Raw genomic sequence first — 12,547 nt, 5'->3', positions numbered from 1 at the left:
TTCGAGGAAAGCGCGGTCAGGAGGCGGCGAGCTGCTCCTTGATGGCGCTGATGACCCGCTCGTCCTCAGGCTCGACCTGGGGGGAGAACCGCGCGACGACGGAGCCGTCGGCCGCGATCACGAACTTCTCGAAGTTCCACGTGATGTCGCCGTCGTTGCCCTTCTCGTCGGCGGTCCGCGTCAGCTCGGCGTAGATCTCGTGCCGTCCCTCGCCGTTCACCTCGATCTTCTCGGTGAGCGGGAAGGTGACGCCGTACGTCGACGAGCAGAACTCGGCGATCTCCTCGGCCGTGCCGGGCTCCTGGCCGCGGAACTGGTTGCACGGGAAGCCGACGACCGCGAGCCCGTCGTAGCTCTCGACCAGTCGCTCGAGACCGGCGTACTGCGGCGTCAGCCCGCACTTGCTGGCCACGTTCACGAGCAGCGCCGGCCGGCCGCCGGTGAGCTCGCCCAAGGTGGTGGGCGTGCCGTCGAGCCGGGCGATGGGGGCACTCAACAGATCCGAGGAGTCGCTCATGGCCCCGAGACTAGCGGGGCTGTCCGAACCGCCGGGTAGCGTCCCCTGCCATGAGCTTCGTGCCCCTGACCGGACCGGCGGTGCTGACCGTCGGCGTCCGGCCGCGGGACGGCTCGATCACCTTCCGCGACGAGCGCCGGACGCTCTCCTTGCCGATCGTCTCCGCGGTGCCCGTCCTCACCAAGGCGCTCGCGCGGGAGGCGACACATCCCTCGGTCGGGCTGCTCGGTGCCTCCGCCCACTTCGCGCTGCGGTTGGTCGCCGCGGGCAAGTTCGAACAGGAGGGGCAGGGCTGGGCGCCGGTCGTCGTCGGCGACGACGTGCAGCGGCTCAGGCTCCTGGCGGAGTCGAGGGCGTACGATGGCGTCGACAGCGAGGCCGCCGAGGCGCTGATCTGGTCGATGGTCGCCGCGGTCGTCGACGCGATGCCGGCCGGCTCGATGCAGGGTGCACGTCGGCGAGCCTCAGAGTCCGTCACGGCACCCCGTCCGCCGGCCAGGTCGATCTCGGAGCGACTCCAGGACCGGCTCCAGGAGCGCCTTCACCGCCACCGCGCTGCCGTCGAGCTCCCCGGTGCACCGGACGAGGTCTCGATCTCGCTGCGGGTGGAGGCCGACGAGGAGTCACTCACCGACGGCGTGCTGCGCGTGGTGCTGCAGGTGCACGACGAGAGCAACCTCCTGCATGTCGCCGACGCGTCGGCGCTGTGGCGCGACGAGCCGCGCGAGCACGGCTTCGGCCCGCGGACCCGGTCGCAGGTCGCGATGCGGCTCGCCGACGCCGCCCGGGCCTGGCCGCCGCTGCAGCGGATGCGCTTCCAGGCATCGCCGACCGAGATGGTGCTGGAGGGCGACGACATCGGCAGCCTGCTCGCCGACGGCGTGGCGGCGCTCAAGGAGATCGGCGTCGACGTGATGTGGCCGCGGGCGCTCGGGCGCGAGCTGACCGCGCGACCCGTGGTCGACGCGAGCCCGCGGCCCGGCGGAGGCCGTGAGGAGGCGCTCAACACGGGGCTGTTCGGGCTCGAGGACCTGTTCAGCTTCAGGTGGCAGCTCGCGATCGGGGACGAGCCGCTCACCGACGAGGAGATCGAGGAGCTCGCGCAAGCGGCCGCCCCGATCCTCAAGCTGCGCGGCTCGTGGACGATCGTCCATCCGAGCGTCGCGCGCAAGGCGCGGCAGCGGCTGCTGCGGAAGGCGACGCCGGCCGAGGCCCTGGGCGCGGCTCTCACGGGTGTCGCCGAGATCGACTCGACCGCCAGCGACGTCGTCGTCGGGGCGACGCTGGCCAAGCTGCGCGACCAGGTCGCCGATGTCGGGCAGGGCGAGCTCGTCGCCGTGCCGACTGAGCTGCAGGCGACCCTGCGCGACTACCAACGGCGCGGTCTCACTTGGCTCGCCGACCTGACCGGTCTGGGTCTGGGCGGCTGCCTGGCCGACGACATGGGCCTCGGCAAGACGATCACGCTCATCGCGCTGCACCTGCATCGGAGGGCGACCGGCTCAGGAGGCCCCACGCTCGTGGTGTGCCCGACCAGCCTCATGGGCAACTGGGAGGCGGAGGTCGCGCGGTTCGCGCCGGATGTGACGGTCCGCCGGCACCATGGCAGCGCCCGCGATCTCGACGACGTCGGCGACGGCATCGTCCTGACGACGTACGGGACCATGCGCCGCGACGCGCACCTCCTCGCCGAGGTGCCCTGGGACCTGGTCGTGGCCGACGAGGCGCAGCACCTGAAGAACCCGGCCAGCTCGACGGCGCGCAAGATCCGTCTCATCCCCAGCCGGGCTCGCGTGGCGCTCACGGGCACGCCGGTGGAGAACGACCTCTCCGAGCTGTGGGCGATCCTCGACTGGACGGTCCCCGGTCTGTTGGGCAGCCGCAAGGCGTTCCGCAAGGCCTGGGCCGCACCGATCGAGGCGGGCATCGAGGTGACGACGAAGCAGTTCGCCGACCTCGTCGCGCCCTTCCTGCTGCGCCGGCGCAAGACTGATCCCGGCATCGCCCCGGAGCTGCCCGCCAAGACCGAGACCGACCACCTGCTCTCGCTCACGAAGGAGCAGACGGTCCTCTATGAGGCGTATGTGCGCGACACGATGGCGCGCATCGAGCGCCTGCCCGGCGACGACCCCGCGCGGCGTGGCCTCATCCTCATGATGCTCACCGGGCTCAAGCAGATCTGCAACCACCCCGCGCAGTTCCTCAAGCACGGCGGTGAATCCGGGAGCAAGGGCCGGATCGCGGGTCGCTCGCAGAAGCTCGAGCTGCTCGACGAGGTGATCGAGACGGCGACGAGCGAGGGCGGCGCCGTGCTGGTCTTCACGCAGTACGTCGCCATGGCCCGGCTCCTCGAGAGTCACTGGGCCGCGACGGGGGTCGCGCATCAGTTCCTGCACGGGGGGACCTCCGTGCGGGAGCGTGAGCGGATGGTGGCGTCCTTCCAGGAGGGCGACGTGCCGGTGTTTCTGCTCTCGCTCAAGGCGGGCGGCACCGGCCTCAACCTCACCCGCGCCGACCATGTCGTGCACGTCGACCGGTGGTGGAACCCGGCCGTCGAGGACCAGGCCACGGACCGTGCCCACCGGATCGGTCAGACCAAGGCCGTCCAGGTCCACCGGCTGGTCATGAAGGGGACACTGGAGGAGCGGATCGCCCTGCTCCTGGATCAGAAGCGGTCGCTCGCCGAGGCGGTGCTGGGTCGCGGCGAGGCCGCACTCACCGAGCTGAGCGATGCCGAGCTGCGCGACCTCGTCAGCTTGCGACGCCCGGCATCGTGAGCACCGCGTCCGTGAGGGTCAGCCCTCGAGCGTGACCTTCTCCACCGCCAGCGCCTTGAGCGCCATGGCGGTGAGCACGCCGCGCATGTCCTCGTCGGGAAGCAGACCGCTGTGCGGCGTGGAGTTGATCAGCCCAAAAGAAGCGTGAGCCATCGCCCGCGCGGCGTCCACGCTCAGCGTGGGGTCCAGCGCGCGGAGCTGGTCGGCCCACAGGTCGACGTAGGACCGCTGGAGGGCGCGGACGCGTTCGCGCGAGTCTGCGGGGAGCGAGGACCAGTCGCGGTCCTGGACGACGATCAGCGCCCGGTGCCTCAGCGCGAAGTCGACGTGCCAGTCGACCAGGGAGGCCAGAGCAGCCCGAGGAGCCGATGCTCCGGTGACGCGGGACTGGCCCTCGGCCAGGAGCCGCTCGCTGATTGCGACGAGCATCTCAGCGAGCAGCGCCTCCTTCGAGGGGAAGTGCTTGTAGAGGGCGGGACCGCTGATCCCGCACGCCGCCCCGAGCTCAGCGACCGAGACGCCGTGGAAGCCGCGCGCCGCGAACAGCTCGGCGGCTGTGTCCAGCAGCTGCTGGCGCCGGGTCTGGGTCTCGGTCACATCCACGAGGTTAACGGCCGCTCACTGGGAGGCCGGCCCCGTCTCAGCGTCGAGCGGCCCTTGCCCTGGAGGTTAATGATCGTTAACCTGCGATGCGTGACCTCCCTCAGCGACCTCACGGCCGACCTGCGCGAGCGCCTGTCCCTCGTCCGGCAAGGTGGCAGCGAGAGTGCTCGGAAGAAGCACACCGACCGCGGCAAGCTGCTCCCTCGCGAGCGCGTGGACCGGCTGCTGGATCCGGGCAGCCCCTTCCTCGAGCTCAGCCCTCTGGCGGCGTACGGGATGTATGGCCGCGACCATGAGGACAACGCAGTGCCCAGCGCCGGCATCGTCACCGGCATCGGTCGCATCGCCGGCCGTGAGTGCGTGGTGGTGGCCAACGACGCGACGGTCAAGGGCGGCACCTACTACCCGATGACGGTCAAGAAGCACCTGCGGGCCCAGCAGGTCGCGGCGGACAACCGGCTGCCGTGCCTCTATCTGGTCGACAGCGGCGGTGCGTTCCTCCCGATGCAGGACGAGGTCTTCCCCGACCGGGAGCACTTCGGCCGGATCTTCTTCAACCAGGCCAACCTGTCGGCGCGTGGCATCCCGCAGATCGCGAGCGTGATGGGGTCCTGCACCGCCGGTGGGGCCTATGTGCCGGCGATGTCGGACGAGACCGTCATCGTCAAGGACCAGGGCACCATCTTCCTCGGCGGTCCGCCGCTCGTGAAGGCCGCCACCGGCGAGGTCGTCTCCGCCGAGGACCTCGGCGGCGGCCTGGTCCACGCCACCACGTCCGGCGTCGTCGACCACCTCGCCGCCGATGACGCCGATGCCCTGCGGATCGTGCGGGGGATCGTGGACACGCTGCCGCGGCCGGTGGGTCTCGATACGCTCGCTTGCGCTCGCTACTCGACCAACGGGGGCTCGGGCGGCTCGGCCTACTCGACCAACGGGGGCCCGGGCGGCTCGACCAACGACAGGTGGTTGCGGCCGGTCGAGGCCGAGGAGCCGTTGGAGGACCCCCAGGGCCTCTACGACATCGTGCCGACCGACACCCGGACGCCGTATGACGTGCGCGAGGTGATCCGTCGCATCGTCGACGGGAGCCGGCTGCAGGAGTTCAAGCAGCTGTACGGCGACACGCTGGTGTGTGGGTTCGCCCACGTCTACGGCTACCCGGTGGGCATCATCGCCAACAACGGGATCCTGTTCAGCGAGTCGGCGCTGAAGGGGGCGCACTTCATCGAGCTGTGCAACCAGCGAGGGATCCCGCTGGTCTTCCTGCAGAACATCAGCGGGTTCATGGTCGGCCGGGAGTATGAGAACCGTGGCATCGCCAAGGACGGCGCCAAGCTCGTGACCGCCGTCGCCTGCTCCGTGGTGCCGAAGTTCACCGTGGTCATCGGCGGATCCTTCGGAGCCGGGAACTACGGGATGTGCGGCCGCGCCTACGACCCGCGGTTCCTGTGGATGTGGCCCAACGCGCGGATCTCGGTGATGGGCGGCGAGCAGGCCGCCTCCGTGCTCGCCACGGTGGCCGGGCGCCCCGACGACGACGACTTCAAGGCGCCGATCCGCGATCAGTACGAGACTCAGGGCAGCCCCTACTACGCCACCGCCCGCCTCTGGGACGACGGCATCATCGACCCGGTCGACACCCGGCGCGTCCTCGGGATGGGGCTGGCCGCTGCTGCCAACGCCCCGATCCCGGCACCCACCTACGGAATCTTCAGGATGTGACGTCGTGATCGAGCGCCTCCTCATCGCCAACCGCGGCGAGATCGTCATCCGCGTCGTGCGGACCGCCCGAAGGCTCGGCATCGAGACCGTGGCGGTCCACACCGATGCCGACCGGTCCGGGCCGCACGTCCGCGCCGCCGACACCGCGCTCCACGTCGACTCCTACCTCGACGGCCAGCAGATCCTCGACGTGGCGCGGGAGACCGGCGCGACGGCCGTCCACCCCGGCTACGGCTTCCTCTCCGAGAACGCCGCCTTCGCTCGGGCTGTCATCGACGCCGGGCTCGTCTGGGTGGGGCCGCCACCGGAGGCCATGGAGGCGATGGCTCGCAAGGACCACGCCCGTGAGATCGCCGTCGCGGCGGGCGTGCCGGTGGTGCCGTCCTGGAGCGTCGGCGTCGGCGGCGATGCGGGTCTCGATACGCTCGCTGGCGCTCGCTCCTCGACCTCCGAGGCGGCCGGCGATGTGAGCTTCCCCGTCCTGGTGAAGGCCGCGGCCGGCGGCGGTGGCAAGGGCATGCGCGTCGTGCGCAGCGCCGCCGAGCTCGAGGCGGCCAAGGCGGCGGCCGCCCGCGAGGCCGCGAGCGCGTTCGGTGACGACACCCTGCTCATCGAGAAGTACGTCGAGCGGGGTCGCCACATCGAGGTCCAGGTCTTCGGCGACAGCCATGGCGGTGTCGTCCACTTCGGCACGCGTGACTGCAGCGCCCAGCGTCGTCACCAGAAGGTGGTGGAGGAGGCGCCGGCGCCGACCCTCACCGACGACCAGCGGGCCCTGGTGCAGGACTCCGCGGTCGCCTTGGCCAAGCAGGTCGGCTACGCCAACGCCGGCACCGTCGAGTTCCTCCTCGACGAGGCGAGCGGCGAGGCCTACTTCCTCGAGATGAACACGCGCCTTCAGGTCGAGCACCCGGTGACCGAGGAGACGATCCTCGTCAGGGGTCGGCGGCTCGACCTCGTGGAGCTGCAGCTCCGCGTCGCCGCCGGCGAGCCGCTCGGTCTGACGCAGGACGAGGTCGGCACGGACGGCCACTCGATCGAGGTGCGTGTCTACGCCGAGGACGCCTACCACGGCTACCTGCCGCAGGCGGGCAGGGCGACGGTCGTGGAGTGGCCCAGGGCCTTCGGTGTGCGCGTCGACCACGCCCTCGAGAGCGGCCAGGTGGTCAGCACGTCGTACGACCCCATGCTCGGCAAGGTGATCGTCCGGGCGGGCGACCGCGAGGCGGCGCGCCGGGGGCTGATCGCGGCGCTCGACGAGACGGTGATCCTGGGCATCACCACCAACACCGGCTTCCTCCGGCAGCTGCTCGCGACGGACCTGTTCGAGCAGGCGGCGATCCACACGGCGTGGCTCGACGCCAACCCGCTGGCTGCCCCGGACGCGAGCGCGGCGCGGCGAGCCGCCGCGTGGGCGTGGTATCGCCACCAACAGCAGGTCGGCGGCCCCTTCGCCTCCGACGGGTTCCGTCTGGGCGGTCCGGCCGCACCTCTCACGATCGAGCTCGACGAGCTGGTCGAGCTCGAAGGGCCGCCACCGCAGCCGACGCCGGCGGTCGTCAGCCCCCACGGCGTCGAGCTCGCCGATCGCGGACAGCGCTTCGTCTTCACTCGGCCGGACCCGGCCGCCGCCCATGAGACGGTGAGTGACGGCACGGTCGCCAGCCCGATGCCCGGGACGGTCCTCGACGTCCGCGTGGCCGAGGGGGACGCTGTGGAGGAAGGTCAGGTGCTGGGAGTCGTGGAGGCGATGAAGATGGAGCTGGCGCTCAAGGCGCCGTACGCCGGCACGGTGACCCGCGTCGGTGCGAGTGTCGGCGCCCAGGTCGCCCTCGGCGCGCTGCTGTTCGAGGTCGCCGCGAGCGAGCACCCCGCGACCGAGCACTCCGCGACCGAGCAGGCCGCGACGGAGGTGGCCGGCGATGAGTGACGGGCTGCCGATGCCGGTCGGGGAGCCGGGACTCCCGGAGCGGGTGACGATCTACGAGGTCGGGCCACGCGACGGCCTCCAGAACGAGAAGGGCATCGTCGACGTGGCGGTCAAGGCGGAGTTCGTGACGCGTCTGCTCGGCGCCGGACTCCCGGCCGTCGAGGCGACCAGCTTCGTGCACCCGACGTGGGTCCCACAGCTGGCCGACGCCGCCGAGCTCATGTCGACGCTCACCGGATCGCTCGGCGAGGCGGCGACGAGCCTGCCGGTGCTGGTGCCCAACGAGCGCGGCCTCGACCGCGCCCTCGAGCTCGGCCTGCGCCACGTGGCGATCTTCGGCAGCGCGACCGAGACCTTCGCGAGCAAGAACCTCAACCGCACGCTGGAGGGGCAGTTCGCGATGTTCGAGCCCGTCGTGCGCCGTGCTCGCGACGCGGGCCTCGACGTCCGTGCCTACGTCAGCATGTGCTTCGGGGACCCGTGGGAGGGTCGGGTGCCGATCGAGCAGGTCGTCGCGGTCGGGAGGCGGCTCCTCGATCTCGGCGCGAGCCAGCTCAGCCTCGGCGACACCATCGGGGTCGGCACGGCCGGCCACGTCACGGCCCTCGTGGCCGCCTTCGTCGAGGCGGGCGTCGGCACCGACCGGCTGGCACTGCACTTCCACGACACCTACGGGCAGGCCCTCGCCAATGCGTACGCCGGCCTGCGCGCCGGCGTGACGACGTTCGACGCCAGCGCCGGCGGGCTCGGCGGCTGCCCGTATGCCAAGAGTGCGACGGGCAACCTGGCGACCGAGGACCTGGTCTGGTTCCTCAACGGTCTGGGCATCGAGCACGGAGTCGATCTCGACCAGGTCGTGCAGACCAGCGCCTGGATGGCCGGCAAGCTCGGCCGCCCGAGCCCGAGCGCCGTGGTGCGCGCGCTCACGGGAGGCTGAGAACCACCCGCACCGGGCGGCATGGGAGACGCCGCAGCGGGCACACTCCTAGGCATGGGTGCACAGGTGTTCCTGCATGTCGGCGCGCCGAAGACCGGCACGACCTATCTCCAGGACCGGCTCTTCCTCAACCGGACGAGCCTGAGCCGGCACGGCATCAAGTACCCCACCGGGTTGCGTGAGGACATGTTCCTCGCCGCGGTCGATCTCACCGGGATCAAGTGGCCCGGGTTCGTCGGCATGGCCCACGGCGAGTGGGACGCTCTCGTACGCCGCACCAAGATCTCCGGCGGCACGGTGGTCCTCAGCCACGAGATCCTCGCGGTCGCCAAGCCGTCGCGGATCCGGCGGGTTGCCGAGGACCTCGGTGGCCCCGACACCGAGCTGCACGTCGTCTTCACCGCCCGCGACATCGCCCGTCAGCTCACCGCCGACTGGCAGGAGGGGCTGAAGATGTATGGCACCAAGACGTTCGCCGGCTACCTGCGCGAGACGATCGAGGGCGACCCGCGCATCTCGAAGCAGTGGTTCTGGCGGGCTCAGCACCTGCCGCGCGTGCTCAGCAACTGGGGAGCGATCGTCCCACCTGAGCGCGTCCACCTCGTCGTGCTGCCGCATCAGGGCGGCGACGTGTGGGAGATGTTCGCCGGAGTGATCGGCGCCGACCCGCGCTGGGCGCCACGCGAGACCGACCGGCGCAACGCCTCGCTCGGCGCCGGGCAGGCCGCGATGCTGCGCCGACTCAACAAGCGCCTCAAGCGTGCAGGGCTCGACCGGGAGACCCACCGCAGCCTGGTCCTCAACCCGATCGTCTACGACAGCCTGACCGAGAGCGACGGCCTGCCGATCGCGCTGCCGCCGGGCTGCTACGAGTGGGCGAGCGGCGTGGCGAAGGAGTGGGTCGAGTGGGTGGACGCCTCCGGCATCGACGTCGTCGGCGACCTCGCGGACCTGCTGCCGGCACCGCCGACCGACGAGGTCTGGATCGACCCGGACCGGCCCGGCCCAGCGGCCGTGCGCGACGCCGCGCTCGACGCGCTCGTCGGCGTCATCCTCGAGGCCGCCCAGCGACCGGACCCCGAGGCCAGGCTGACCCGGCGGGCCGTGCGGGCCGTGCGGCGGCTGGCCCGGCGCCCGAAGCGCTGAAGCTCACTGCCTTGTGAGGCCCAGCGTGACCCAGGGGTCACTCTGGGCCTCACAAGGAAGGCGACAAGGGCTCAGCGCCGGCGCCAGGGCAGCCGGCGCAGGGCGCTCTCGCGCAGCCGGCGGTAGGCCACGACCCCCGACTCGCCGGAGAGGATGTCGCGCCGCAGCCCCTCCTCGACGTCGACGAAGCGCCGGTCGATGAACTTCGTCAGGTAGAGCACCAGGCCCAGTCCGTGCTCGCCGACGTAGGACCGGAGCGCGGCGTCGCGGACGAGGGCGTCGTACTTGTCGTGCTCGGCGCCCACCGAGATGACGCTGTTGCCATCCGCTCCGGTCGCGCGGGGGCGCTGATGCCAGAACGCGAGCGGCTCGCCGTCGAGGTAGGTGAGCGCCCACTTCGCGAGAACCTGGACGTTGAACGCCCAGTCCTCGACGACCGGAAGGGTCTCGTCGTAGAGGCCGATCTCGTCGTGCACCTCGCGCCGGTAGAGGAAGCCGATCGGCACGAACCGGTTGAAGAGGAGCGAGTCGCTCAGCAGCGGGTCGTGGAGGTGACCCTGGAACATCTCCCGCCCGGTCTCGACGAAGGTGTCGCCGGACTGCTCCTCCCAGACGACCTCGATCCGGGAGACGACCCCGGGGGCCAGCGGGTGGGCGTCCAGATACGCTGCCGCGCGCTCGAGGAAGGTCGGCGCCCACCGGTCGTCGTCGTCGTGGAGCACGAGGTAGCCGGCACCGGCGCTCTGAGCCGCGCGCACGCCGGCGTTCGCGGCCGCCGCCCGGCCGAGCGAGGTCGGGTGGTCCAGCACGGTGATGCGAGCCCGGTCCTCGGCGGGCAGGGCCGCGACGGCCTTCGCCACGAGCGCCGGGTCGCCCCCGTCGTTGACCACGAACGCGTGCCACGCCGCGCGGGTCTGCGAGGTGACGCTCTCCAGCGCGCGGGCCAGGAAGAACGGACGGTCCTTGGTCCGGATCACGATGCCGACGGTCGTCACGGGGACGGATCCTACGTCCCCCTACGATGTCGGCATGGCTCGGCGGGTGCTGCTCCACATCGGGACTCCGAAGACGGCGACGACGTATCTCCAGGACGTCCTCTTCCGCAACTCCGACGTCCTGGCGAGGCACGGGGTGCACTACCCGGCTGAGCGCTTCGACGCGCACTTCCGCGCGGGGCTGGATCTCATCCGGCGCGAGTGGGGTGGGCTGGAGGACGAGGTGGTGGGCGACTGGGATGCCCTCTCGGCCACGGCACGGTCGCTGGACGGGACCGTGATCGTCAGCAACGAGATCCTCGCCGGAGCCACGGCGGAGCAGGCGGCGCGCGCCAGGGCGAGCTTCGGCGACGCCGAGGTGCACCTCGTCCTCACCGTGCGTGACCTGGCGCGGCAGATCCCGGCCGAGTGGCAGGAGACCGTCAAGCACTACAACAAGGAGACCTACGCGGAGTTCCTGCAGATCATCATGTCCCGGGAGGGTCGTAGCGCCGACCTCTTCTGGCGCGTCCAGGACGTGCCGGACATCCTCGACCGCTGGGTCGGCGACCTGCCGCCGCAGCATGTCCACCTGGTCACCGTGCCGCTCAGCGGCGCGCCGCACGACGTGCTGCTCTCGCGCCTTCTCGACGTGTTCGGCCTGGGCGAGGTGCCGCTCGCCTACGAGAGCGACCGGACCAACGCCAGCCTCGGCGTGCCCGAGACGGCGATGATCCGGCTGGTCAACGAGCGGGTCGTGCGAGGACCCGACATCGAGTATGCGCACTTCATCCGCGAGATGCTCGCCCACCGTCAGCTGGCGGACAGGACCCGCCGCGTGGGCTCGCCGCGCCTCGTGCTGCCGCCGGATCTTCAGCCGTGGGCGGACGGTGTCGTCGACGACTGGATCACCCGGCTCTCGGCGGGGGGCTACGCGGTCACCGGGGACCTCGCCGAGCTCAAGGGAGGCGTGCTGGAGGGCCATGTGGTGCCGACGTACGTCGACCCCGACGCCGCCGACCAGCGCGAGATGCTGTCCTCGGCGGTCGAGTCGATCGTGGCGCTGCTGTATGAGGGCTCGCGGTTCATGGTCGCCGAGCGCGACCTCCACCGCGAGGTCCGGCGGCTGCGCGACGAGCTCGCCGCTGAGCGGGCGATCCCGCTGGCCTCACGGATCAAGGGCCGCGTGGCCGCCCGTCTCGACGGGACGGCGCCGGGTCGGACCGCGCTCGCCGGCTACCGGCGTCTGCGCGGCAGGAGCTCGCGCGAGGCGTAGCGGCCGATCTGGAAGGTCTCCCACCCGTCGACCGTCGCACCCACGACCCCTCCGACGACCGGGATCTTGCGGGCGACGGTGGCCGCCATCCGCTTGCCGGCGACTCGGGTGATGAGCTCCGAGGTCACCTCCGCGGCGACGATGCGGTCGAGGTCCGGGTCGTGCACCGGCGCTGTCGCGATCGCCATCGGAGGCGCGGGCAGCTTCTTCCGCTTGACCTGCCGGTTCACCTTGTCCTCGCCGAGGAGCGTCACCAGGATCGCGTCCCGCACCCGCGGGTCGTCGAGGTCGTAGCCACGCAGGTGCGCGATGCCGGCCACCATGCGGCACTCGATGAGCGCCAGGCCCGCCACGTTGGCCGGCATCATGACCGCCGCGGTCACAAGGCCGCCGAGGTTGGTCGCGAAGCCGTTGGCCGAGGCGTAGGCCACGTGATTCTCGATGACCTCGCCGACCGCCAACTTGGCGTTGCCGCGCTGCTCCTCGAGCTGCTTCTCCGCGGCGTGCGCGGCAGGTGGCAGTGGCCCGACGCCCACGATCGCGCGGTGCAGAGCGGTCTGGACGACGCTGGAGGAGAGGCCCGGCGCGAGCTGGACGAGCTTCGGGGCGAGCGTCGTCCCCACCGCCGCCGCGACCTTCCGACTGGTTGAACCCGCCATGCTCCC

At 71.4% G+C, this 12,547-nt stretch carries 10 protein-coding genes; 6 read left to right on the top strand and 4 right to left on the bottom strand.

All coding sequences use genetic code 11. From position 1 onward, the window contains the following. Positions 1–16: 16 nt before the first annotated feature. Positions 17–517 (bottom strand): glutathione peroxidase, encoded by a 501-nt coding sequence (locus ACYQ1K_RS25265; RefSeq protein ID WP_459986279.1) that lies wholly within the window; start codon positions 515–517, stop codon positions 17–19. 50 nt (positions 518–567) lie between these two features. Between ACYQ1K_RS25265 and ACYQ1K_RS25260 the strand changes: the two genes are divergently transcribed. Beyond that, a complete protein-coding gene (locus ACYQ1K_RS25260) occupies positions 568–3,294 on the top strand; it encodes a DEAD/DEAH box helicase (RefSeq protein WP_459986278.1) in 2,727 nt (908 codons plus the stop codon). 18 nt (positions 3,295–3,312) lie between these two features. On the opposite strand, the gene ACYQ1K_RS25255 is transcribed toward ACYQ1K_RS25260, so the two are convergent. Beyond that, positions 3,313–3,891: an SACE_7040 family transcriptional regulator gene (locus tag ACYQ1K_RS25255; RefSeq protein WP_459986276.1), complete on the bottom strand. Its 579-nt coding sequence runs from the start codon at positions 3,889–3,891 to the stop codon at positions 3,313–3,315. Positions 3,892–3,987: 96 nt separating this feature from the next. On the opposite strand from ACYQ1K_RS25255, the gene ACYQ1K_RS25250 reads away from it, so the two are divergent. The 4 genes from ACYQ1K_RS25250 to ACYQ1K_RS25235 are packed head-to-tail and all read left to right on the top strand — an operon-like array spanning position 3,988 to position 9,632. After that, a complete protein-coding gene (locus ACYQ1K_RS25250) occupies positions 3,988–5,619 on the top strand; it encodes a carboxyl transferase domain-containing protein (RefSeq protein WP_459986275.1) in 1,632 nt (543 codons plus the stop codon). Positions 5,620–5,623: 4 nt separating this feature from the next. Beyond that, positions 5,624–7,549 (top strand): acetyl/propionyl/methylcrotonyl-CoA carboxylase subunit alpha, encoded by a 1,926-nt coding sequence (locus ACYQ1K_RS25245; RefSeq protein ID WP_459986274.1) that lies wholly within the window; start codon positions 5,624–5,626, stop codon positions 7,547–7,549. Beyond that, positions 7,542–8,486 (top strand): hydroxymethylglutaryl-CoA lyase, encoded by a 945-nt coding sequence (locus ACYQ1K_RS25240; protein ID WP_459986273.1) that lies wholly within the window; start codon positions 7,542–7,544, stop codon positions 8,484–8,486. The genes ACYQ1K_RS25245 and ACYQ1K_RS25240 overlap by 8 nt, the downstream gene beginning before the upstream one ends. A 54-nt stretch (positions 8,487–8,540) precedes the next feature. Beyond that, on the top strand, positions 8,541–9,632 hold the full coding sequence (locus ACYQ1K_RS25235; protein ID WP_459986271.1) for a hypothetical protein: 1,092 nt from the start codon (positions 8,541–8,543) through the stop codon (positions 9,630–9,632). A gap of 71 nt (positions 9,633–9,703) precedes the next feature. Here ACYQ1K_RS25235 and ACYQ1K_RS25230 read toward each other — a convergent pair whose 3' ends face one another. Next, the gene (locus ACYQ1K_RS25230) at positions 9,704–10,627 is read right to left on the bottom strand and encodes a glycosyltransferase family 2 protein (protein ID WP_459986269.1); all 924 of its coding nucleotides are present in this window, start codon (positions 10,625–10,627) and stop codon (positions 9,704–9,706) included. A 34-nt stretch (positions 10,628–10,661) separates the two neighbouring features. Here ACYQ1K_RS25230 and ACYQ1K_RS25225 point away from each other — a divergent pair, with 34 nt between their 5' ends. Next, a complete protein-coding gene (locus tag ACYQ1K_RS25225; RefSeq protein ID WP_459986268.1) occupies positions 10,662–11,882 on the top strand; it encodes a hypothetical protein in 1,221 nt (406 codons plus the stop codon). Here ACYQ1K_RS25225 and ACYQ1K_RS25220 read toward each other — a convergent pair. Further along, positions 11,843–12,541: an EcsC family protein gene (locus ACYQ1K_RS25220; protein WP_459986267.1), complete on the bottom strand. Its 699-nt coding sequence runs from the start codon at positions 12,539–12,541 to the stop codon at positions 11,843–11,845. The genes ACYQ1K_RS25225 and ACYQ1K_RS25220 overlap by 40 nt on opposite strands. Positions 12,542–12,547: the final 6 nt, after the last annotated feature.

Source organism: Nocardioides sp. AN3 (assembly GCF_054653495.1).
Note: the sequence above shows the minus strand (reverse complement) of the source record. Positions and strands in the feature narration are given on the sequence as shown.